We start from the raw sequence: 22,406 nt of genomic DNA, 5'->3' as shown, positions 1-22,406 counted from the left end.
ACGGCGACTCGTCTGCGACCTATGCGGTCCCCGCCCGGTAGGCCTCAACGATCGGGGTGAGCTCGGTCGGGGTGGCGCCGTGCATGATCACCGCGTCGGCGCCCAGCGCCATCTGGCCTCGCACGGCTGCTGCGCACGCTGTGGCGCTGCCGGTGGCCGCCGGTGCCAGCCACTCCTCGGGCAACAGCGTGGCGATGTGTTCGAGTTGCCCGTCGGTGGCGGTCCCGTCGATGGCGCTCAAAAACGAGCCGACCACCGCGTCGGCCCGGAAGCGATCGAGCACCACCGGGTCCCACCCGTTGGTGTCGACGAGCAGGTCGCCGTAGCCCTGCAGGTAGGTGGCCAGCCGGCCGACGGTCTTGCGCAGCCGCAGCGCCTCGCTCAGGTGGTCGCCGACGGTGGCGTAACACGACCACACCGTGACGTCGTCCGGGTTGCGGCCCGCCTGCTCGGCCGCCCCCTTCACCGTGGCGACGCAGCGCTGCAGCGTCTCGTCGGTGAAGAAGGTATGCAGCACCACGTGGTCAAACGCCCGGCCGCCCAGCGCCAACGAGTTGGGGCCGAAGGCCACCAGCGACAGCTCGATGTCCTCGTCGAAGTCGGGGTTCAGCCGGAGCACCGGATAGCTGCCGATGGGACCGTCGTGGTTGAAGATCATCTCGCCGTGCCACAACCGGCGCATCACGCCGGCGAAGTCCTCCATCTGCGCGGTGGTGATCTTGGGGATGCCGTAGGCGTCGAAGAGCGGCCCGATGCCCCGGCCGATGCCCAACACGTAGCGGCCGCCGGTCAGGCGGTGCATCGTCGTGGCGTGCGACGCGGTCACCATCGGGTGGCGGGTGTTGTGGTTGGTCGCAGCGGTGATGATGCGCAGGTCCGTCGACACCGCGCCGAGCGCGCCGGTGATCGTGGCCGCCTCCTTCAGGTCGAAGCGCTCGGACAGGAACACCGTGCCCAGGCCCAGCGCCTCGGCCTGGGCCACCTCCTCGATCAGCTCCCGGGGCGACTCGGGGGCACCCGCCAACGTGTAGAACCCCAGCTCACCCAGCCGCTCGGCCATCAGAACGGCAGCTTGTCGGCCTGGAGCTGATGAAGCTCGGCGAACATCGCCCGGCACGACGCCTCGTCGGGCGGCGAGCACGGATCCTCCCGCAGCGCCTGGAAGGCAAGGTCGGCATCGCCGGTGAGCGCAGCGTCGACGACCATCTCCTGCAGCGCCGCCTGGGTGTTGACCCACCCGGCCAGCGGCTCGCCCAGCGGCGCCATCACGTCGGGATGGATGCCGTCACCGTCGACGATGGCGCCCACCTCGACGATGGTTCCCTCGGCGACGTCGCTCAGCAGCCCGTCGTTGGGCACGTTCACCGCCATCAGCCGCGTCGAGTCGTCGTTCCACATGGCGTCGATGATGGCGATCACCTCCTCGCCGGACATGCCCGCCACCTGGAGGGGCAGCGGCACCCTGGTGTCGGCCGCCCAGGCGGCGGCACGCTCGGCCACCTCGGCGAAGGGCTGGTGGAAGTCGATCGGCGTGGGCATCCAGTCGCTGGTGTCGAGCGCGAAGGGCAGGTACTCGCCGATGTGGCTGTCGACCGAGCACGGCACCAGGCCGTAGTCGCGCACCACGTGGGCCACCAGCGGCATGTAGTTGAACTCGACCAGCCCCGCACCGGCCATCGTTCGATCCAAAAAGCGGGCCACCCGCTGGGTGCGGGGCGAGTAGTCGAAGAAGGACCGCTCGTACCAGGCCCGCACCTTTCCCAGCAGGTCCTCGCCGGTGCGACGGTTGCGAAGCTCGGTGAAGAACGTGAAGTGGTTGATGCCCGAGGCCCGCGCCTCGATGTCGTCGGGGTTCACCCGCAGCCGCCGGGCCAACCGCCTGACGCCCATCGGCATCTCGTGGCACATGCCCACGTTGCGCACGTTGGTGGCCCGGTTGATCGCCAGGGTGACGCGGCTCATCGGGTTGGTCAGGTTGATCAGCAGGGCATCGGGGCAGTGCCTCTCGATGTCAGCGCAAATACCCAGCGTGTTCGTGATCGAGCGCAGCGAGTGGAACACCGCCCCCGGACCACCGTTCTCGCCGGTGATCTGACGGGCGCCGTGCCGGTTGGGCACCTCGTAGTCCTGACGCCAGTGCTCGAAGCGGTCAAACTCGGCGCTGGCCAGCACGAAGTCGGCGCCCTCAAGGGCGGCGGTCGGATCGATTGTCCGATCGAGCACGATCGGTGCGCCCCCGGCGGCGTTCAGCTTGGCGGCAAAGCGGTAGGCGCGGTCCAGGCGCTCAGCGTTGACGTCGTGGAGCACCAAGCGGGCGCCGCGCAGCCCCGCCGTGCGGACGACGTCGTTGACCATCGTCGGCCCAAACGACATGCCACCCGCCCCGACCATCGTGATCTTGAGGCCGTCGCCCCCGGAGCCGTTCGCCTGCGTTGTCGTCATCTGCCGATCCTCATCCGTCGCCGATCGGCGCAACACTAGAGAACGATCAACCAGCAACGCGATGAGAAACGGCGGCGGCGTCCGTCTTTCTGGAGATCGGCCGGATGCCGGCGACGCACTGAGGGAGCAACCGATGAGACCACTTCGCTACTCGATCAACGTCACCCTTGACGGCTGCTGCGATCACCGGGAGGGGATCCCGGACGAGGAGTCGCATCGCTACTGGGCAGCCAGCCTGGGACGTGCCGATGCCTTGCTCTTCGGCCGAGTCACCTACGAGATGATGGAGGAAGCGTGGCGGCTGCCGGCAACGGGAGAGTGGCCGGACTCGATGCCCGATGAGATGATCCCGTTTGCCCGGACGATCGACGGGGCGAAGAAGTACGTCGTGTCCAGCACGCTGGACCAGGTCGATTGGAACTCCGAACTGGTTCAGGGTGACCTGGGCACGGCCGTTCGGGACCTGAAGGCGCAGCCGGGCGACGGCCTGTTCGTGGGCGGTGTGACCCTCCCGCTGGCCCTGGCGAATCTGGGGCTGATCGACGAGTACGAGTTCGTCGTGCAACCCGTGGTGGCGGGCCACGGACCGACGCTGTTGGCCGGCCTGCACGAGCGGGTCGAACTGCGGCTGGTGGGGCGACAGGAGTTCGGATCGGGGGCCGTCGCTCTGCGCTATGAGCCCGTCTGAGGCACTACCATCGACCGCACCGACCGGGGGCCCGAGTCGACTGGAAGCCGTCCATTCCCCTTGACCATCACCGATCACTGAGTCATCGCCGTGGCGCCTGAACCCTGGATCCTTGCCGCCGCCGGGCTGCTGATCGCCGGGGTCATCGCCTCGAAGACCTCGGCCCGCCTTGGTGTGCCCAGCCTGCTGCTCTTCCTGGGCATCGGCATGCTGGCCGGGACCGACGGCCTGATCGGAATCGAGTTCGACGACTTCGAGCTGGCCCGCAACTTCGGCATTATCGCCCTCGCCTACATCCTGTTCAGCGGCGGGTTGGGAACCCGCTTCCGCGACATCCGTCCGGTACTGGGTCAAGGCATCGCGTTGGCCAGCATCGGCGTGGTGATCACCGCCGGCCTCCTCGGCGGGATCGCCATCGTCCTGCTCGATATCTCAACCCAGCAGGGACTGCTGCTCGGCGCGGTGATCGCCTCGACCGACGCTGCTGCCGTCTTTTCCATCCTGCGCTCCCGCGGGGTGCGCATCGACGGAAAGTTGGCGTCGATGCTCGAGCTCGAGTCGGGCAGCAACGACCCGGCTGCGGTGTTTCTGACGCTGGCGATCATCTCGGTGATCACCACGGGCGAGACCGAGCCGGTCCGCATCCTCGGCTCGTTCGTCGTCCAGATGGGCGTTGGGGCGCTGGCCGGGTTCGTGCTGGCGCGTGGTGCCGTCTGGGCGATCAACCGCCTCCACCTGGACCACGACGGCCTCTACCCGGTGATGACGTTCGGTTTCGTTCTGTTGACGCTCGAGGGTGTCAACCACATCGGCGGCAGCGGCTTCCTCGCCGTCTACGTGGCCGGGGTGACGCTGGCGCACTACGACTACCTGCACAAGCGCAGCCTGATTCGCTTCCACGATGCCATCGCCTGGCTGATGCAGATCTCGATGTTCGTGTTGCTGGGCCTGCTCGTTCACCCCAGCCGCATCCCGTCGGTGGCGCTGCCCGCCCTGGCGATCGCCGCCGTGCTCATGCTGGTCGCCCGACCGATCGCCGTCGTCCTCACCCTGTTGCCCTTCCGGATGCCGGTTCGTGAGGTCGGCTTCGTGTCGTGGGTCGGCCTGCGGGGCGCCGCACCGATCATCCTGGCGACGTTCCCGGTGGCCGCCGGGGTGCCCGGCGGCGAGCAACTGTTCGTCGTCGTGTTCTTCGTCGTCTTCACCTCGGTGCTGGTGCAGGGCACCTCCATTCCGTTCGCGGCCAAGGCGCTGGGCATCACCGCACCGCCCGACGCCCGGTCGACGGCCACCGGCTCGTTCGACACGGTGATCACCGGCGACGAGGGTCCCCAACTGCACGAGATCCTCGTCGAGCCGAGCGCCCATGCGGTCGGCTGCCAGCTGGTCGACCTCGCCCTCCCTCAGGGAGTGCTGATCGTGCTGGTCAGGCGCGGCTCGGAGAGCTTCATGCCCCAAGGCAGCACCGTCATCACCGCTCGCGACCAGCTGCTGGTAGCCGCCGAACACGAGCACCAGGACCAGCTGGAGGCGGCGTTCGCTGCGCCGACATCGGAGTCGGCCGACGAGGGCGACCACCCCTAAGCCGGTCATGCATGGCGCGATCGATGTGACCATCGGTCGAGCCCACCGGGCTCAGACCCGTTTCTGGCTCAGCAGTCCACCGCCACCATCAAGGCTTCGCAGAGCTCCCCCATACGCTCAGTTGACAGGCGCCCGATCGGCTGGGCCAGCCGATCGACCGGCACCAGCGTGAGGTTGTCCAGCGACGCAATGCATCGGCGATCCAGCCCATCCTCGCGGCCCAGTGCCACAGCGGTCGGCACGTCCCGAATCGTCGATGTCAGGGGCGCAGCCAACACCGCCTTCAGGCGGCGACCGGCAAAGTCCCGATGCATGATGACCACCGGTCGCAGCTTGTCGAGGTCGGCCAGCCAAATGTCGCCTCAACGAGGTGGGCTACCAGTCGAGGTCGGCTGCACGGAGTCCCTCGATCGCAGCGTCGGACAATGCGGCCGTCGTCGCTGTCGCTTCTGGCACCTCGGCGTAACCCCGTTCCAGTTGGCGATCTATCTCCAACGAGCGGCGATCCGTCAACCACGCATCCAGGATCGACCGGAGGGCTGCCGCCCGCGACGGAAACTCGTCCGGCACGGTTGCGTCCAACCGCCTGAGGTCATCGATCGGCACCTGAAACGCCACCTGTATGACTTCAGACATGAACACATACTACAGACCTTCATCCACCTACCAGAAGCGCCTTGATGCAGCCGCCGGACATCTGAGAAAAGCGTTGGACCTGAAATTCGGTTCGTGACTCCCGGTAACGTTCCTTACCGTGACTCAGAAAACCGGCAGATGGTAGCGCCGTGTCATGCGCCCCTCTCGCAAACGTTGACGAGCTGTCCAGTTCCGCTCGTTTTTGAGATTTCGCCGTTGAGGTCTGGCGTGAGAGCTGTCGGCTGAGCGCTGGACCGTTGACACGTGGCGGGATGGGGTGACACGTTCAGGGTGCGATTGGAAGAGGAGTGGCGATGTTGGGGGCACGAGGCCGGATGGCTTGGCTGCGTAGGGTGCTGTCGATCGTCGCCGTCTGTGCAGCGACGATCGGGTGCACGGGGCCGGCTCAAGATGCCGAGGGACGATCCCCGACGTCGGGTCCTGGGTCAACAGCCGATCGGCCCGATGGCGCCGTGGCGCAGGGGGTGTCCACGTTCGTCGTAGGAGACGAGGTCTGGTCCGGCGGTGGCGTGTATTTCGAGGAGCGGGTCGGGGAATCGTCGAAATTTGTCGACGTTGTGGACGTTTATCGCCGGTTCGATTCGGAGGGTGAGGAGGTCGGTAGCACCAGGATCGACGGCCTCGGCGACAGCTTCGTGTTCACCGCTTTCGCGATTGCGGCTCCCAACGACACGGCTTTCCTTCTTGAGAATCGCTGCCCCGTGCCCGTAGGGACCGGCGACACTGGCTTTGGGTGTGGGCAACCCACGCCACGGTTGATCCGGATCTCACCTGGGGGCGACACGGTGATCGACCTTCAACGATCGGTGTCGGACGAAGCCATGCTGATGACGCCCGTCGCTGCGACCGACGACACGCTTGCCATCGTCGCCGAGCCGCTCAACGGCAGTCCGGTTCTCTCCTTCATCAACCTCGACACCGGCGACGCAACGACGACAGACCTCCCTGAAGGGGTTGGCGCATCGTCGGTCTGCGGCCAAGACGACGCGATGTACGCCGTCTCGCAATCCAGCGATAACGGCATCGCTGCCAAACCGGTGAGCCTGCACCGATCGCCGATTGGCGAAGACGCAGTGTGGGCCACGTTAGGTACGGTCGTCCTGAACGCTGATGCGGTCGGGGTGGAAGACGTGAGGTTGGCGTGTGCGCCGTCGTTTGCTGTTTGGGCCAATATGAACCAACCGGCCGCCATACTGGTGACGTTCGACCTGGACACCGGGACCGGTGTCGAGGAGTCGAACTTTTGGGAGGACCCTCAGGTGTCGTCGGTTGCACTGTGCGCTGGCGAATCAGGCGTCGTCATCTCCGGGACATCGCCCGATCGACAGACGGCTCACTACCGTCCGATCACCAAAGCCGGCCCGGCCGGGATCGGCAACGAGCTCGAGCGCGCCAGCGAGTTCCGGACACCACCCGTGGGGTGCCCGGTCGGCAAGCGCATCGTGGACGCATCGCAGACGGGTGCAACGGCGGAGCCGGCCCATGTGGTGCGCTGATTCATAGGTCCAGCGACCTAGAAGTCGCCGTCAAGGGGCTTGGTGGTCGGCGAGTTCCAGGGGTCACCGCACGCGACGTATGTGAGATCCCACTGATCGGCGGGGCTTCTGACTCCCGGTAATGGTGTTCATTACCGGGACCCAGAACCGGGTGGATGAGGTCGCGCCGGCCACGTCTTGTAGGGAACTAGGTTCGGCCCCAGCGGCGTCGCTCTGATCGGTGACGGCCCCCGGCGGTGCCTTCGGCGATCGTTGAGAAGCTCTCCAAGAGCAGTGCTGGACCATGCCGCATTCGAGTCTTCATGAGCCGCTTCCCCCAGAGGCCACCAACTGGCAAGACGTCTGAGCCGCTGTCGCACACGCGAAGACCTCACCGTCGTCGCCACCGTCAGCAACCACGAGAGACACCTCGTGAGGTGGCTTGTCGCGTACCTGCTCGAACAGAACTGCCGTCTTGGCCATGTCGAGCCTGTTTGTGGCGCGCCTCAGCACCTCTCCCGTCCCGGTATCGAGCGCATAGCCGTTCCCGCTTCCGCTCGCCGTTGCCACAACCTCGTTCGGAGCATCAGGGACTGTTGATCCACCCTCGAGTTGGTTCCAGCGTTGACCGGAATCCTCCCAGCGGAGGGTCGGCAGGTGCGTGGCCACATCTCCTTCAATCTCGGCGGACCCGTTGCTACAACTACCAAAAGGGGCCGTACCCGAAACCTTCGTCGAACCACCGGGAAGCTCCACCCATTGATCCGCTTTCGGCTGCAACAGCTGGAACTCGACCTCGCTCGGCTTGCCGTTGGCGACCGCCGTTACAGGGGTGCCAGGGTCCGGAGCCTGACCGGAACCAGACGTTCTCAACGCCACCGGTCCGCCTTTCAGCACACATACTGGAGCGCTGGGGCTGGGAAGCGTCTGCTCGATCTTCCCGTCTGAACCAATCCAAACCACCGAGTCGTCGGTCTCGACCACCATTTGGTCGCCGACCACACCAGCGAGTCGTGCACCACCGATCGAGTCGGACTTCGTTGCTCCGAGTTTGAGGGTCCAGGTCTCGTTCCCGTCAGCATCGAACGAGCGGAGAACACTCGTCCCTCCATTCGGACACCGCATGTCCTCTCTCCCCTGGTCACAGAGCAGCCCCGACACGACGATGTTGTCGTTGAAGCCCAGCATGCTCGTCACCACCAAATCCCCCAGCTCCGTCGCTCGAGTGAACTCGCGGCCTTCAACCGTGTGCCAAAGGGCCGGGTTCTTCCCGACGCTGGCCACCCATCCATTCCCGCCTGCCAAGCCGACCGCCAAAGGAGCACCTTCGGAGAACGGAGCACCTTCCTCGGCTCGGGTCGAAACACCCTCGCCACCGCCGCATGCAACCGGCAGTGCGCACGCCACGACAAGCAGAAGTACCCCCACCTTCAGCCCTGACCGATTCGAAGCCAATCTCATTCAAACGAATGTACGGTGCCAGTTCCTAAAATCAACATACTGAGCCGGTGGGGTGAGGCTGGATGACCCGAAGAATCCCTCCCCTACAGAAGAGTTTCGACGCTGACCCGACTTATGTCGTGCGCCACCTGGTAGGGACCAGTTTTTGGGGGTTGCGCCACCTGGTAGGGACCACCCTTGCGCCAGCTGAAAGGGACCACTTGTGAGGGTCCCCCGGGGTCGGTGTCGTAGACGCTGAACTGCCGTCGTTGCGTCCACGACCCGAAAGGCGGCGCGTCAATGGCATACCGGGAGGTTCCTGTGTTCGAGGTTCGCGAAGTGTTGAGGTTGTGGCTGTCGGTGATCGGGTTCCGCCGGATCGCGGACATGGTGAGGTGTGACCGGAAAACGGTCACCAAGATCGTGAGGATCGCGGAGGCCCTGGGGCTGGTCCGCACCGACAGCCCGGAGCGTTTGACCGACGATTTTGTGGGTGCGGTGATGGTCGAGTTAGCGCCGCCGGCCGGATCGTCACGGCGAGTCGTGGGCGGCGCTCGCCGAGCATCGCGACAAGCTGAAGGGCTGGCGTGACAGCAGGGTGCCAGCGAAGAAGATGGTCGAGCTGTTGGCCCGGCAGGGGGTGGTCGTCCCGGAGCGGACGTTGAACCGGTTCCTGGCCGCCGAGTTCGGGTCACCGGTCCGGTCGACGGTCCCGGTTGTTGATGGTGAGCCCGGGGTCGAGTTGCAGGTCGACTTCGGCGAGTTGGGCGCCATGTTCGACGAGGAGACCGGCAAAAGAGGCGGGTGTGGGCGCTGGTGTTCACCGCCGGCTGTCGCGTCACACGTTTGTGTGGTTGTCGTTCAACCAGAACCTGGCAACGGTGATCGACGGGTGCGAAGCAGCATGGACGTTCTTCGGCGGGGTGTTCAAGGTGCTGGTCCCCGACAACATGGCGACGGTGGTGACGAAAGCCGACGCGCTCGACCCTGTGTTGAACGTGGCGTTCGTCGAATACGCCCAGTCGCGGGGTTCCTGATCGACCCGGCGAGGTGCGCGCACCGCAGGACAAAGGGCGTGTGGAGCGGGCGGTCCAGTTCGTGCAGACCTCGTTTTGGGCGGGTGAAGACTTCGGCTGTTTGGCCGAAGCGCAGACCGCAGCAGAGCTGGTGTGCCTCTCGGGCGGGGCTCCGCACCCACGGGACCACCCAGGCGCAGCCGGCGGTGATGTTCGCCGACATCGAAGCACCAGCACTCCTCCCAGCACCGGAGGAGCGTTACGACCTGCCGATCTACCGGACCGCGAAAGTCGCCCGGGACCACCACATCTCGGTCGGCAAGTCGCTCTACTCGGTTCCCGGCGACCTGATCGGCACCACCGTCGATGTTCGGGCTGACAAGGTGTTGGTGAAGATTTTCGCCGCCGGACAGTTGGTGAAATGCCATCCCCGCCAGAAACCCGGGGCGAGGGTGACTGACCCGCCGACCTGCCATCTGAGCGCACCGACTACGCAAGCGTGACATCGAATCGCAGCGCCGTCAGGCTACCGGCGTGGCGAGTCGATCGGGGCGTTCACCGATGTGATCTTGGACGGCCCGTTGCCATGGACCCGGATGCGCCACGTCTACAAACTGTTTCGGACCTGTGACCGCTACGGCAACGACCGGGTCAACACCGCGTGAACGAGCGGTCGACGCAGGCGCGACGTCGGTGACCACGATCGTTGGGATGATCGAACGCGCTCTCGAGGCCGAGCAGGCCAACGATGAGCCGCCGCCACCGGACAACGTGATCGTTGGCCGGTTCGCGCGCGACGCCTCCCACTTCGCCACCGGACGGGAGGTGACACGATGAGCCACTCCAGCACCCTGACCCCGTCGATCACCCCGAGCTGACCGCGACACTGCGCCGGCTGAAACTCGGTCAGCTGATTGACACGCTCCCTGAACGGCTGGCGTTGGCGAAGTCCTCGAAGATGTCTTATGCCGAGTTCCTCCAGTTGTTGTTGGCCGACGAAGTGTCCCGCCGTGACACCACCTCGGCGGCCCGAAAAGCCAAAGCCGCCGGGCTCGATCAGCGGATGCGTCTCGAGCATTGGGACGCCACCGCGACGTCACCTACAACAGGCGATCCTCGACGAACTCGCCAGTCTCCGGTTCGTTGACGCCGGCCAGAACGCTTTGATCATCGGACCGGTCGGTGTCGGCAAACGTTCCTCGCCGTCGCCCTCGGGCACACCGCGATCCGGCGGGGGAAATCGGTTCATTTCGAACGGTCCGACCGGCTGTTCAAACGGCTGAGGATCGCGAGGCTCGACAACACCCTCGACGTCGAGCTCCGCAAACTCCTCCGGGTCGACCTGCTGATCATCGACGACTACGCCCTGGCAGCGTCGGACGCTGCGGCGACCAACGACTTCACGACCTGGTCGTCGAACGACACCGGCGGGCCTCCACGGTCATCACGTCGAACCGGGACCCGTCTGAATGGTTGGCTCTCCTCGCCGACCAGCTCCTCGCCCAATCAGCGATCGACCGGTTCGCGTCCGCCGCGTCGAACTCGTCATCGACGGGGAAAGCTACCGGGACCGACAGAAACCCCGGCTCACGCCACCGCCTGCCGACTAACGGGCGGCACCCGTCCCGTCACCGATGATGCCTGTCAGCACATGCTGACAGGCATCATCGCGCCACCATAAGGTGACAGTCGATGGACCGGACCGAACGACTCCGCACCGGCGCGCTCACCGCCACCACCGGCGCCTCCGCCGCACTCACCGCTGCCCAACACGCCGTTGACGCCACCGTCGCCCGGGCAATCCACTGGGCGCCTCCTGGGCCGACATCGGTGCTGCTCTGGGATCACCCGCCAAGCTGCGCACCGCCGCTATCGGCACCACCGATGGGACCCCAACACCCAAACCGTCTGGGTTGAGCCACCCTCCCGCTCACCCGGAACTGACCGGCCCGGCGAGACCATCAGGCACCCCAGCCGCCCATCGCAGCACACCCGCCACACTCAGTCCTTGACGTCCGCCGCCGGGGCCGCCATCATCACCCCGCCGACCTCAACGACCCCTCACAAGTGGTCCCATGCAACTGGCGCAGCCCCGGTCCCTTCGAGCTGGCGCACGACACGACTTAGGCGGTCCGTCGCAGCCGAAACCCCTGCACCTACTCAGGAGCTAGGACGGCTTCGCTCGCTGGAGTGCTGAGCGGGCTCAGGTCGGCTCTGCACATGCTGGACGAGCGCCTCGCCCATTCCACGGGATCAGAGGTTAGGCGACTGAGTCCCGGTAATACTCTTACCGTGACTCAGAACCCAGCGCCGACCGTCACCACACCGACCGTTGTGATGAGCCCCGATCGGGCAATGAGCGCGTCGACGCTGGCCCGCCTCGAGCGGTCCGTTCCGACCGAAACCCGCCGCGCCTACTCAGGGGACTGGGCCAGGTTCTCTACCTGGTGCGCCGAACACGGCCGCACTCCCCTACCCGCAACCGCCGAAACACTTGCCGGCTACTGCAACCATCTGGCCGACGCCGGCCGGGCCCCGTCAACCATGCACGAGCCGTCGCCGCTATCCGCAACGCCCACGCCGTCGCGGAAACCGACCCGCCATCGACTGAACTGGCCCGAGCGGTCATCCGCACCGCCGCCACCGACCGCGCCGACGCAGGTGAACGAACCCGCAAAGCCCAAGCGCTCACCGTTGCCGACCTTCGAGCCATGCTTCGACACTGCACCGGCCCCGCCGCCACCCGCGACCGGGCACTGATCCTCGTCGGCTGGGCCGGAGCGCTGCGCCGCTCCGAGCTCGTCGCCCTCAACACCTCCGACATCACCGTCAGCGACCTCGGCGCCGAGCTGTAACTCCGACGATCCAAAACCGACCAGAACGCAGAATGAGCCGCCGTTGCGCTCCCCCACGGAGCCCACACACAAACCTGCCCAGTCACACCCTCATCGGAGTCACGCTCCCCCACGATGAGGCACTCGAACACGACGACACCCCCAAACCTGACTGGCCGCTGTTCCGAACGATCGACCGGCACGGCAACCCCGGAAAGCGGCTCACCGGCGAAGCAGTCGGACACATCCTCAAACGCCACGCCGACAACGCCGGCATCGACCCCAACACCGTGTCCGGACACTCACTCCGCCGCGGGTTCGCCACCGAACCCCGCTGCTCAGGCGCCGACCTCCTCGCCGTCTGCCGCCACGGCCGATGGCAAGACGGCTCCCGCTCCGTACTCGGCTACTTCGCAGACGTCGACGGCTGGAACGACTCACCGCTCAACTCCATCGGGCTGTAGACGCTTCGACCACCGCCCGACCCTCTGCGGGTCGTCATGACCGCGATGGCCGCTACGAAACGCCAGGGCTATGGTCGAACCATGCGACGGGATGAGCACTGCATACTGCCGAGTATCGAGGCTCGGGTCGCCCAATGAGCAGCCCAAGCATGGACATCAACGTCCGCGAGCAGGCACTGCCCGGCGTGGGGCAACGCTTCGAGATCGAACTCTCGCCAGGACGACAGTTTGTCGTTGTCGCTCACCTCGACGGCCAGCGGTCGATCGGCATCAGCGAGCCCGGCCATGACCCAGATGAGGTCGACACCACCGAGCTGACCGTGGAGCAGTCGGTCATGGTCGGCGCACTGCTGCTGGGTGCCCGCTTTGCCATCGACGTGTCCGAGGACCCCAAGGTCGCAGGCGACACGGTGATCGTCGACACGGTGCGCGTGCTCGAAGGCGCTCCCAGCGTCGGCCACCGCCCGTCCGAACTGCTCGTGCCGTGGCAGCCCGGGGCCGTCCTGCTCGGGGTGATCCGCGATCAGACGCCCGAGGTCGTCGAGTACGACGGCGATCGTCCGCTGGCTGCCGGCGATCGGGTCGCTATCGCCGCCCGCAAGGACCAGCTGGACGAGGTCACCGCCGCCTTCACCGGCTGACCCCGCTTCAGCTTCAACTGGGTCCACACGCCGCTATGACGTCGCCGGGACACATTTGAATGACAATTAGGGCGGATGACCGCCTCAGGCGAGGTGCTCCAGGATCATCGGCGCCACCGTGTCGGCGGCCTCGTCGGGGATCCAGTGGCTGACGCCCTCGAGCACCTCGTAGCGATAGGGCCCGCGCACGTAGTTCTCGGTCAGGTCGGCCGCCTTGCGGCTGAGCGCCACATCGCCGGTGCTGTAGATGTACAGCGTGGACACCTCGGTCGGGCGACTCTCTTGGCTGCCGGCGAAGGGCAGGGCCCGGTACCAACCGAGGGCACCTCGCGCTGCCCCGTTGCGCAGCAGTTCCATGCTGTCGTCCGCCTCGGCGGGGGCCATGCCCGCGTCGATCAACGCCCCACGAACCCGCTCGCCGCCGGCGTTCGACTCGATGATCGCCTCCGGCAGCCACGGCAACTGGAACGCCAGCATGTACCAGCTCTTGAGGGCCTGGTTGCTGCGCACCATCGACGCTGCCATCGCCCGAGGATGGGGCGTCGACAGCGAGGTCAGCGACAGCAGCCGCTCGGGATGGGCCTCGGCGAGCGCCCATCCGGCACCTCCGCCCCAGTCATGCCCCAGCACGTGAAAGCGCTTGAGTCCGGCCGCATCGGCCAGTGCTAGGACGTCGCCGACCAGTCGTCCGATCGCATAGTCGCGCCGACGCTTCGGGCGGGCGCCGGGCGAGTAGCCCCGCTGGTCGGGGGCGAGCACCCGGTAGCCGGCACCCACCAGGTGCGGCGTCAGCCCCGCCCAGCTGGTGCGCGTCTGGGGGAAGCCGTGCAACAGCACCACCGCCTCGGCCGCACCGCCGCTGTCATCGACCTCGAAGGTCAGCCCGTCGTTGCGATACGAAGTGAGCGCCATGCCCGGATGCTAGGCACCGCCCGCCGGCAACCCGTCCAGGTAGGCGGTGACCGTCTCGCAGATGTAAGCGACGCCGTCGTCGTCGATCGCATGGTTGCAGGGCAGCACCAGGCCGGTCTCCATCACACGGTCGGCGTTGGGCAGGCCGTCGGCCGGCTGGCGGAACGTGATGTCGGCAAAAGCCGGCTGACGGGTGGCGTTGCCGGTCCACACCATGCGGGTGTCCACGCCCGCCCGCTCCATGTGCAGCTGGAACTCACCCCGGTCGATCGGCGAGTCCGGTCGGATCTGGATGGGGTACATGTGCCAGGCGGTGTCGATGTCGGGGGTGAGCCGGGGCAGCACGAAGTGCTCGATGTGGCCGCCGAAGAAGTCGGTGAGCTGGGCCTCGTTGGCCTTGCGACGCTCGAGGAACCCGTCGAGGCGGCCCATCTGCACCACACCGAACGCGGCCGACAGCTCGGACGGCTCAAAGTTCCAGCCGAGCTCGTCGAAGATGAACAGGTCGTCGTAGGTCTGCCCGTCCGGCAGCTGCGAGAAGAACCGCCGCTCCCCCTCCTCGACCGGGGCGCCCCGTTTGGAGCCCCACAGCGCCACCTCGCTTCGGCGACCCCAGCGGCGCAGCTTGAGTGCCCGGTCGACCCACTCGTCGTCGTCCAGGCAGATCATGCCGCCGGTGCCGGCGGCGGTGATGATGTGCGACAGGGCGAAGCTGGTGAGCGACATGTCCGCTCGGGCGCCGGTCGGCGTGCCCCGCAGCGTGGCGCCCATGCAGTCGCAGCTGTCCTCGATGACGACGAGGTCGTGGCGGTCGGCCACCTCGCGGATCACGTCCCAGTCCGGACAGTTGCCGATCAGGTTGGGCACGAGGATGGCGATGGTCCGGTCGGTGACCGCCTCCTCCAGCCGATCGGTGTCGAGCTGGTAGGTGTCGGGCGTGACGTCGACGAACACCGGGGTCACGCCGGCCCGGGCCATCGGGGCGATATCGGTGGAGAACGTCACCGGCGAGGTGATGATCTCGTCGCCCGGTTGCGGGCGGAGCAACTCGATGGCCAGGTACAGCGCTGATGAGCCGCTGTTGACCATCACCCCGCGCCGCTTGTCGAAGGTCGCCGCCACCAGTTGCTCCAGCTTGCGGACGTGCTTGCCGATGCGCATCGCTGTCGACGACCCGCTGAGCACGTCGACGACGGCGGCAATCTCCTCCTCGCCGTGCACGCTGCCTGCGTAGTCGATCCGCTTGTCGGATGGCTTGCTCATCGATCTCCCCCTGTTAGTTCGTCGCGCTCTCGTCGAGTGCCGAGCCGTCGAGCCTCCGCACCTCGATTCCCCATTCGTCGAGCAGGTCGCCGCTGACCAACGACGCCCCGGTGACATCGGCCGGGCAGTCACAGAGTGCCACGACCGCCTCCACCATCTGCTCCAGGGTCTCCACCTGGTCGGCCCGAAGCGTGCCACCGACCAGGGCGTCGGCGCCCTCGGTCAACACCGCCGCCCGGGGTTCGATCGTGTTTGCTCGAATGCCGGTGCCGTCCAGTTCGGCACCGAGGCCGTTGGTCATGCGGTTGAGCGCTGCCTTTGACGCGCCGTAAGCGGTGGTGGCCGCGCCCTGCGACCCGAGCACGAACGGCGGTCCGGCCCACGGCCTGGAGGTTGCGCTCGACACGTTGACCATCCACCCCTCCCCCGCCGCCCGCATCGCCGGGATGGCCGCCTGGGCCAGGTCGAGCGGGGCGTGCACGTTGAGCTCGAAAAGCAACCGACGTCGCTTCAGCGGCATGTCGGCGACGTCGCCGTACATCGCCGCGGCTGCATTGTTGACCAGGATGTCGATCGGGCCGCCCAGCCGTTCGGCCGCTGTGTCGACCACCCGGGACCGCGCCTCAGGATCGGACAGGTCGACCGGCACCAGCGCCACCGGCACGCCGTAGACGGCCAGACGGTCGGCTGTCTCCTGCAGGCTGCCGACGAGGCGATCGTGGCCCTCCACAGTGCGGGCGACCAAAGCCATCGCTGCACCCTCCGCCGCCAACCGCTCGGCCACCCCGGCGCCGATGCCCCGGCTGGCTCCGGTCACAATCGCTCGACGCCCCGAAAACCGGCCGCTCATCGTCCACCCCTCGCTACCACCAGGGTTCCCATGGCTCGTCTCTCGACCGTGATCTGTGCCACAGCCCGAGCGTAGCCACCCGGTTTCGTACACCGCTCCCGCATGAGGCCCTCCGAGCACCACGTATCCTCGTTCTGTGCGGAAAACGGATGGATCACCGCCCAGCCAGCACGGCAGACCGGTCGATCGACGATCACCGGATGCTGGTCGGGACACTGTTGGTCATCGGCGCATGGAACCTGATCGGCAACCTGGGGCTCCCGGGCGTCTGGTACATCACGGCCAACCTCGCCGTGGCGATCTGCGTGGTCACGGCATCACACCGCGCAACTGCGATCGCAGAGCCTGAACACCCCAATATTGGCGCATTGGGCGACACACCGCTTCGCCTACGCTGCGGCGCTGATCGCCCTCCGGAGAACGTGATCGATCGTTCTGGTTGGGTACCCTGCGCGCATGACCGCCAACGCGATGAGACGGCTGCTCGACCGGATCGGCGAGGCACTCGACGGGATGGGCCCCTTCGACAGCGCTGCGGAGGAGGCCGATGCGCATCGGCACCTGTTGCGTCTGTGCTCGGCAGGCCTCGACCTGTTCGTCGAGCGGGCCGACCCGGCCCGGCCGCTGCCGACGGTGTGGATGTCGCCGACCCGCAAGTTTCTCGGCGACAGTCCGGACACGATCTACACGACCATGCCGGTGTCGTCGGCCCACAGCTACGCCCTGACGATCAAGCCCGGCAACGCCGTCTACGTCGGCGTGGTGGTCTACTCACGCGACGAGCCGGGCGGACCGGTGCGCGCAGTCTCGAGCCTGGTCGACACCGACATGACCACCACTGACGGAACGTTCGAGATCGCGGTTGGCGCGGGGGTCGCCCCGGACGACGCCGGCGGCCTTTACCTCGACGACCGGTCGTTCTGGGTCATGGTGCGCGAGTACTTCTCAGATCCGCACGACCATCAAGCCGCAACGATCACGATCGAGCGAACCGACGGCGCAGGCATCGACGGTCTGCCCGACCCGGCGGACCTCGCAGCCGGGATCGACGCCGCCGCCGTCTGGATCTGCAGTCAGGCCCGGGCAGACGCCGCCCTGTACGAACTGGTGGCCTTCCCCGAGGGGTCGCGGGTCGAGAGTGATCCAGATGTCGAGGTCTCCGACGATCTGGTGTCGCTGTTCTACCCAACACCCGACATCACCTATCAGGGATGTCGGTTCACGCTCGATACCGACGAACAGCTCGCGCTCACGTTCACGCCTCCGGCGTGCCGGTTCTGGTCGGTGGTGGTGTCGACCCCCTGGTTCGAGTCCTTGGAGCAGCGCTCCACCCCGGCGTCGATCAACAGCGCCGACGCCGAGATGTCCGAGGACGGCACCGTGACCGTCGCCGTGTCCGAGCGCGACCCCGGCGTCGCCAACTGGATCCCGCTGCGGGGCTACCGCAAGGGCCAGGTCGCCTACCGGGTACTGCTCGGCGAAAAGATCGCCGCTAACAGCAGCTTCATCGTCAAGTTCAGCGGTTAAGTGACCGAGAGGGTTTGCCGTCGAGACTCCCTGCGTCACTCCGGAACCGGCGCGACGACGTCCGCTCTACGCGGCCTCGAGGTCGGTTGCATAGTGCCTGGTGGCGACCTCTATGTCACCTGCCAGCATGCTGTTGAGCATTTCGTCGAGACGCTCAGCCACGTCCCATGCCAACCACCGCTCGCCGCAAGCGGGGCACTCCTCCATGGGCACCCCGAGAACCAAGGCGACCTTGTGGTTCCGCTCGCTCAGCTTCGCTCGGCGAACCGGAACTCTCTCCGCCTGATCACACTGTCCGCATCGCTTCATCGCCTCACACGATACCCCTCGTCCCACAGGTCGTCATGCGGTTCGTAGACGGTGACAATTCGTTCTTCCTCCCGGCGGTCGTCGACAACCACAACGGCATGCAGAGGACGTATCCAGTCGATCATCAGGATCAGCTCCTTGACGTTCCCTTCCGAGATCACCGTTTCCTCGATCACCGTCGACCGTGCAAGGACGGCGTCGAACTCTGCGAACGTGCAGTCGATGTGCCGAAGCTTGTCGAACGCATGCTCCGTGATGAGCCGATCAAATCGCCAGATCTTCGGCCGAGGAACCGGGCTCTTCACTGTCGCTCCAGTTGGCTATCGCCCGGCCCCATCGTTCCAACATACGCGATTCAATCGCCGGCGGGACCACCCGCATCGAGGTTCTTCGCAGGTGAACCTCAGGCTTTGCTGCTCGCCCTACACCACGTCGCGGGCGGCGCCGGCAAACTGGGCGTTGTACAGCGTTGCGTAGGCGCCCCCGGCGGCCAGCAGCTCGTCGTGGTTGCCCTGCTCGACGATGTGGCCGTCGTCCATCACCAAGATGATGTCAGCATCGCGGATCGTCGACAGGCGGTGAGCGATGACGAAGCTGGTGCGGTTGGTGCGCAGCGCCGCCATCGCATGCTGGATCAGCACCTCGGTGCGGGTGTCGACCGACGACGTCGCCTCGTCGAGGATCAGGATCGCCGGCTGGGCCAGAAACGCCCGAGCGATCGTCAGAAGCTGCTTCTCGCCGGCGGACACGTTGCCGCCCTCGTCGTCGATCACCGTGTCGTAGCCGTCGGGCAGCGTGCGCACGAACCGGTCGACGTAGGTGGCCTTGGCGGCCATCATGATCTCCTCCTCGGAGGCCTCAAGGTTGCCGTAGGCGATGTTCTCGCGGATCGTCCCGCCGAACAGCCACGTGTCCTGAAGCACCATGCCCATCGCGCCACGCAGGTGGTGGCGGGTCATCTGGGCGATATCGACCCCATCGATCATGATCGTGCCCGAATCGATGTCGTAGAAGCGCATCAACAGGTTGACGAGCGTGGTCTTGCCGGCCCCGGTTGGGCCGACGATCGCCACGGTCTCGCCCGGCTGTGCGACGAGCGACAGGTCCCGGATCAGCGGTCGGTCCGGTTCGTAGGAGAACGACACATCGGCAAACTCCACCCGTCCCTGGCGCTGCTCGGTCATCTCGGCGGGGTGGCCCGGATCCGGCGACTCCTCGTCGACGTCGAGCAGGGCAAACACGCGCTCGATCGACGCCACGCCCGACTGGAACACGTTGGCCATCGCCGCCACCTGCGTGAGCGGCTGGGTGAACTGCCGGGAGTACTGGATGAACGCCTGTACGTCGCCCAACGACATCGACCCCGAGGCCACCCGCAGACCGCCGATCACCGCGATGGCCACGAAGTTGAGGTTGCCCAGGAACATCATCATCGGCTGGATGATCCCCGAGATGAACTGCGCCCCGAAGCTGGCCTCGTACAGTTGCTCGTTGACGTCGTTGAACTCTGCTTCGGTGTCGGCTTGGCGGCCGAACACCTTGACCAGGGCGTGCCCGGTGAAGGCCTCTTCAACGTGGGAGTTGAGCGTGCCGGTGTGCTTCCACTGGGCGATGAAGCGCTTCTTCGACCGGGCGGCGATGAACTTGGTGAGAAAGAGGGCGGCCGGGATCGTGATCAGCGCCACCAGCGCCAGGAGGGGGGAGATGATGAACATCATCAGCAGCACCCCGACGATGGTGAACAGCGAGGTCAGCATCTGACCCAGGGTCTGTTGCAGGCTCTGGGCCACGTTGTCGATGTCGTTGGTGACCCGGCTGAGCAGGTCACCGCGTGGCTGGCGGTCGACGTAGCTGAGGGGCAACCGGTTGATCTTCTCCTCAACGTCGCAACGCACCCGCGACATGGTGCGCTGCACGACGCCGGCGAGCAGGTAGTTCTGGCCGTACGACAGGATCCACGCCACCAGGTATAACCCGGCAGCGAGTATCAGGATGTTGTGCAGCTGGGCGAAGTCGATCCCCCTCTTGCCGCTGAGACCGGCGACGATGACATCGGTCGCCCGGCCCAACACCCTGGGGCCGATCACGGTGAGGGTGACGCTCACGATCGCCAGCGCCACGACCACGATGGCGCCCGCGCGCTCGGGGCGCATCAGGCCGGCGAACCGCTTGACCGAACCGGAGAGGTCCTTGGGCTTCTCGGCCGGCATGCCGGCCGCAGCGGCCCGGTTGGGACCGTGAGACGCGGATGCCCGGGCCTCAGAGGCGACCTTCTTGGGATCATGGGCCGACCCGGTTTCGGCGTCGCTGTCGAGCGCTGCCAAGTCGTCCGGCTTGTGGTTGCCGTCGGGCTTGTCGTTGCCAATGGGCTGCTTGTCGTGACCGGTGGGGTTGCTCATGCCGGCTCCTCCACGCGCTGGGATTCCACGATCTCCAGGTAGGTGGGACACGTCTCGATCAGTTGGTCGTGGGTGCCCAACCCCACTTGCTCGCCGTCCTCCAACACCAGGATCTGGTCTGCGGTACGGATCGAGGCCACACGCTGGCCGACGATGACCACGGTGGCATCGCTGGTCCATGGCACCAGCGCCTCGCGGAGGTGGGCGTCGGTGGCCAGGTCGAGGGCCGAGAAGGAGTCGTCGAACAGGTAGATGCCCGGCTTGCGCACCAGCGCCCGGGCGATCGCCAACCGCTGGCGCTGCCCGCCGGACACGTTGGAGCCCCCCTGGGCGATGCGGGCGTCGAGGCCGCCGTCCATGTCGGCGACGAAGTCGGCGGCCTGGGCCACCTCCAACGCCTCCCACAGCTGTTCGTCGGTGGCGTCAGGATCACCGAAGCGCAGGTTGGAGGCGACGGTGCCCGAGAACAGGTAGGGCTTCTGGGGCACCATGCCGATGCGACTCCACAACAGCTCGGGCACCATGTCGCGGACGTTCTCGCCGTCGACGACCACCTCACCCTCGGTGGCGTCGTAGAACCGAGGGATCAGGTTGAGCAGGGTGGTCTTGCCCGATCCCGTGCTGCCGATGATCGCTGTGGTCTCTCCCGGCGAGGCGGTGAGCGTGATGCCGGCGAGCACCGGCGCATCGGCGCCCGGGTAGCCGAAGCCGACGTTGCGCAGCTCGAGCGAGCCCCGCCGTGCGAGCGCCTCGACGGGTCGATCGGCCACGACGATCGTGGAGGGCGTGTCGAGCACCTCCTGGATGCGGTCGGCGCTCACCGCCGCCCGGGGGATCATCACGGCCATGAACGTGGCCATCATCACCGACATCAGGATCTGGATCAGATAGGACAGAAAGGCGATCAGCTGACCGATCTCGAGGTCGCCGGCACCGATCCGGCTGCCGCCGATCCACACGGCCGCCACGCTCGACAGGTTGAGCACCACCATGACGAACGGAAACATGAAGGCCAGGTACCGGCCGGCTTTCAGCGACGTGTCGGTCAGATCATCGTTGGCGCCGGCGAAGCGCACCCCTTCGAAGGGTTCCCGGACGAACGCCCGCACCACACGGATGCCCATCAGCTGTTCCCGCAGCACACCGTTGACCGCGTCGAGGCGCTCCTGCATCGCCCGAAACTGAGGTACCAGGCGGACGAGCACCAGGCCGATGCCGATCACCAGCGCTGGGACGCTCACTAACAGCAGCGCCGACAGACCGACATCCTGGCGCAGCGCCAGCACGATGCCGCCGATCGCCATGATCGGGGCGGCCACCATCAGGGTGGCTGCCATCACCAGCACCATCTGCACCTGCTGGACGTCGTTGGTCACCCGGGTGATCAACGACGGCGCACCGATGGTGCCCACCTCCTGGGTGGAAAAGCCGGTCACCTTGTGAAACAGGTTGGAGCGCACATCGCGGCCGAAGCCCATGGACATCTTGGCCCCGAAGTACACGGCGACCGCAGCGAAGCACACCTGAGCCAGCGTGATGATCAGCATCAGCCCGCCGACCGACCAGATGTAGCCGGTGTCGCCGGTGGCCACCCCCTTGTCGATGATGTCGGCGTTCAACGTGGGCAGAAACAAGGTTCCCAGCGTCTGGAGGAATTGGAAGAACACGATGCCCACCAGCAGCCACTTGAACGGGCCGAGGTGGTTTCGCAAAAGTTTGATCAGCAAGTCGGGGTCACCAGAATCTTCGGGGGAACGCCATGCGGGTCGACGGGTGGGCTCGCCGCCCGGCGCTCCGGCGCACAGCCGCTGACCTCACACGTCCGAATATCCAACACGGCCTCCTGCAGGGTATTCCCGTCTGGCACAACTGTCAGCTTTCGGCGGATCAGCGCTCGCCTGGTGC

General features: G+C 66.5%; 22 protein-coding genes and 1 pseudogene. 11 read left to right on the top strand and 12 right to left on the bottom strand.

Features of this window, described 5'->3' with window-relative positions; translation table 11 throughout:
• Positions 1–19: 19 nt before the first annotated feature.
• A complete protein-coding gene (locus IPN02_12955; protein ID MBK9297711.1) occupies positions 20–1,060 on the bottom strand; it encodes a TIGR03857 family LLM class F420-dependent oxidoreductase in 1,041 nt (346 codons plus the stop codon).
• The gene (locus IPN02_12950) at positions 1,060–2,442 is read right to left on the bottom strand and encodes a hypothetical protein (protein ID MBK9297710.1); all 1,383 of its coding nucleotides are present in this window, start codon (positions 2,440–2,442) and stop codon (positions 1,060–1,062) included. The genes IPN02_12955 and IPN02_12950 overlap by 1 nt, the downstream gene beginning before the upstream one ends.
• A 133-nt stretch (positions 2,443–2,575) precedes the next feature.
• Between IPN02_12950 and IPN02_12945 the strand changes: the two genes are divergently transcribed.
• Both IPN02_12945 and IPN02_12940 read left to right on the top strand, forming a co-directional pair.
• A complete protein-coding gene (locus IPN02_12945; GenBank protein MBK9297709.1) occupies positions 2,576–3,130 on the top strand; it encodes a dihydrofolate reductase family protein in 555 nt (184 codons plus the stop codon).
• A gap of 90 nt (positions 3,131–3,220) precedes the next feature.
• Entirely contained in the window at positions 3,221–4,714 is a 1,494-nt protein-coding gene (locus IPN02_12940; GenBank protein ID MBK9297708.1) for a potassium/proton antiporter, read from the top strand.
• Positions 4,715–4,782: 68 nt separating this feature from the next.
• Here the strand turns inward: IPN02_12940 and IPN02_12935 are convergent, their stop codons facing one another.
• Positions 4,783–5,037: a type II toxin-antitoxin system PemK/MazF family toxin gene (locus tag IPN02_12935; protein MBK9297707.1), complete on the bottom strand. Its 255-nt coding sequence runs from the start codon at positions 5,035–5,037 to the stop codon at positions 4,783–4,785.
• Positions 5,038–5,089: 52 nt separating this feature from the next.
• Entirely contained in the window at positions 5,090–5,350 is a 261-nt protein-coding gene (locus IPN02_12930) for a hypothetical protein (GenBank protein MBK9297706.1), read from the bottom strand.
• Positions 5,351–5,880: 530 nt separating this feature from the next.
• On the opposite strand from IPN02_12930, the gene IPN02_12925 reads away from it, so the two are divergent.
• Positions 5,881–6,867, top strand: coding sequence for a hypothetical protein (locus tag IPN02_12925; GenBank protein MBK9297705.1), 987 nt, complete (start codon positions 5,881–5,883; stop codon positions 6,865–6,867).
• A 300-nt stretch (positions 6,868–7,167) separates the two neighbouring features.
• On the opposite strand, the gene IPN02_12920 is transcribed toward IPN02_12925, so the two are convergent.
• A complete protein-coding gene (locus IPN02_12920) occupies positions 7,168–8,130 on the bottom strand; it encodes a hypothetical protein (GenBank protein ID MBK9297704.1) in 963 nt (320 codons plus the stop codon).
• 962 nt (positions 8,131–9,092) lie between these two features.
• Between IPN02_12920 and IPN02_12915 the strand changes: the two genes are divergently transcribed.
• The 7 genes and pseudogenes from IPN02_12915 to IPN02_12885 all read left to right on the top strand — a co-directional run bounded on the left by IPN02_12915 (position 9,093) and on the right by IPN02_12885 (position 13,241).
• A complete protein-coding gene (locus IPN02_12915) occupies positions 9,093–9,323 on the top strand; it encodes a transposase (protein ID MBK9297703.1) in 231 nt (76 codons plus the stop codon).
• 188 nt (positions 9,324–9,511) lie between these two features.
• Positions 9,512–9,805, top strand: coding sequence for a hypothetical protein (locus tag IPN02_12910; protein MBK9297702.1), 294 nt, complete (start codon positions 9,512–9,514; stop codon positions 9,803–9,805).
• Between the two features lie 455 nt (positions 9,806–10,260).
• A pseudogene (locus tag IPN02_12905) lies at positions 10,261–10,912 on the top strand (ATP-binding protein).
• Between the two features lie 82 nt (positions 10,913–10,994).
• Positions 10,995–11,219, top strand: coding sequence for a hypothetical protein (locus IPN02_12900; protein MBK9297701.1), 225 nt, complete (start codon positions 10,995–10,997; stop codon positions 11,217–11,219).
• A 794-nt stretch (positions 11,220–12,013) separates the two neighbouring features.
• Positions 12,014–12,157, top strand: coding sequence for a hypothetical protein (locus IPN02_12895; protein ID MBK9297700.1), 144 nt, complete (start codon positions 12,014–12,016; stop codon positions 12,155–12,157).
• A 32-nt stretch (positions 12,158–12,189) separates the two neighbouring features.
• Complete coding sequence (locus tag IPN02_12890; protein ID MBK9297699.1) at positions 12,190–12,600, top strand: hypothetical protein; 411 nt, start codon at positions 12,190–12,192, stop codon at positions 12,598–12,600.
• A 134-nt stretch (positions 12,601–12,734) separates the two neighbouring features.
• A complete protein-coding gene (locus IPN02_12885) occupies positions 12,735–13,241 on the top strand; it encodes a hypothetical protein (protein ID MBK9297698.1) in 507 nt (168 codons plus the stop codon).
• A gap of 84 nt (positions 13,242–13,325) precedes the next feature.
• On the opposite strand, the gene IPN02_12880 is transcribed toward IPN02_12885, so the two are convergent.
• Genes IPN02_12880 through IPN02_12870 form a run of 3 tightly spaced genes read right to left on the bottom strand, consistent with a single transcriptional unit; the run spans position 13,326 to position 16,266 of the window.
• Positions 13,326–14,153 carry an alpha/beta fold hydrolase gene (locus IPN02_12880; protein ID MBK9297697.1) on the bottom strand — a complete coding sequence of 276 codons (828 nt, stop codon included), beginning with the start codon at positions 14,151–14,153 and terminating at the stop codon, positions 13,326–13,328.
• Positions 14,154–14,162: 9 nt separating this feature from the next.
• Positions 14,163–15,416 carry a DegT/DnrJ/EryC1/StrS family aminotransferase gene (locus IPN02_12875; GenBank protein ID MBK9297696.1) on the bottom strand — a complete coding sequence of 418 codons (1,254 nt, stop codon included), beginning with the start codon at positions 15,414–15,416 and terminating at the stop codon, positions 14,163–14,165.
• Between the two features lie 13 nt (positions 15,417–15,429).
• Positions 15,430–16,266, bottom strand: a complete 837-nt coding sequence (locus IPN02_12870) for an SDR family NAD(P)-dependent oxidoreductase (GenBank protein MBK9297695.1) — start codon at positions 16,264–16,266, stop codon at positions 15,430–15,432.
• A gap of 456 nt (positions 16,267–16,722) precedes the next feature.
• On the opposite strand from IPN02_12870, the gene IPN02_12865 reads away from it, so the two are divergent.
• Positions 16,723–17,793 (top strand): DUF1214 domain-containing protein, encoded by a 1,071-nt coding sequence (locus IPN02_12865; protein MBK9297694.1) that lies wholly within the window; start codon positions 16,723–16,725, stop codon positions 17,791–17,793.
• A 66-nt stretch (positions 17,794–17,859) separates the two neighbouring features.
• Here IPN02_12865 and IPN02_12860 read toward each other — a convergent pair whose 3' ends face one another.
• The 4 genes from IPN02_12860 to IPN02_12845 all read right to left on the bottom strand — a co-directional run bounded on the left by IPN02_12860 (position 17,860) and on the right by IPN02_12845 (position 22,228).
• The gene (locus IPN02_12860; GenBank protein ID MBK9297693.1) at positions 17,860–18,102 is read right to left on the bottom strand and encodes a YgiT-type zinc finger protein; all 243 of its coding nucleotides are present in this window, start codon (positions 18,100–18,102) and stop codon (positions 17,860–17,862) included.
• A complete protein-coding gene (locus IPN02_12855; protein MBK9297692.1) occupies positions 18,099–18,407 on the bottom strand; it encodes a hypothetical protein in 309 nt (102 codons plus the stop codon). Before IPN02_12855 ends, IPN02_12860 begins: the two co-directional genes overlap by 4 nt.
• Before the next feature lie 117 nt (positions 18,408–18,524).
• Positions 18,525–20,501 (bottom strand): ABC transporter ATP-binding protein, encoded by a 1,977-nt coding sequence (locus IPN02_12850; protein ID MBK9297691.1) that lies wholly within the window; start codon positions 20,499–20,501, stop codon positions 18,525–18,527.
• Positions 20,498–22,228: an ABC transporter ATP-binding protein gene (locus IPN02_12845; GenBank protein ID MBK9297690.1), complete on the bottom strand. Its 1,731-nt coding sequence runs from the start codon at positions 22,226–22,228 to the stop codon at positions 20,498–20,500. The genes IPN02_12850 and IPN02_12845 overlap by 4 nt, the downstream gene beginning before the upstream one ends.
• Between the last annotated feature and the right edge of the window lie 178 nt (positions 22,229–22,406).

The organism is Candidatus Microthrix subdominans (genome assembly GCA_016719385.1).
Lineage (GTDB): Bacteria > Actinomycetota > Acidimicrobiia > Acidimicrobiales > Microtrichaceae > Microthrix > Microthrix subdominans.
The sequence above is the reverse complement of the archived record's forward strand: the minus strand, read 5'-3'. Positions and strand labels throughout refer to the sequence as shown.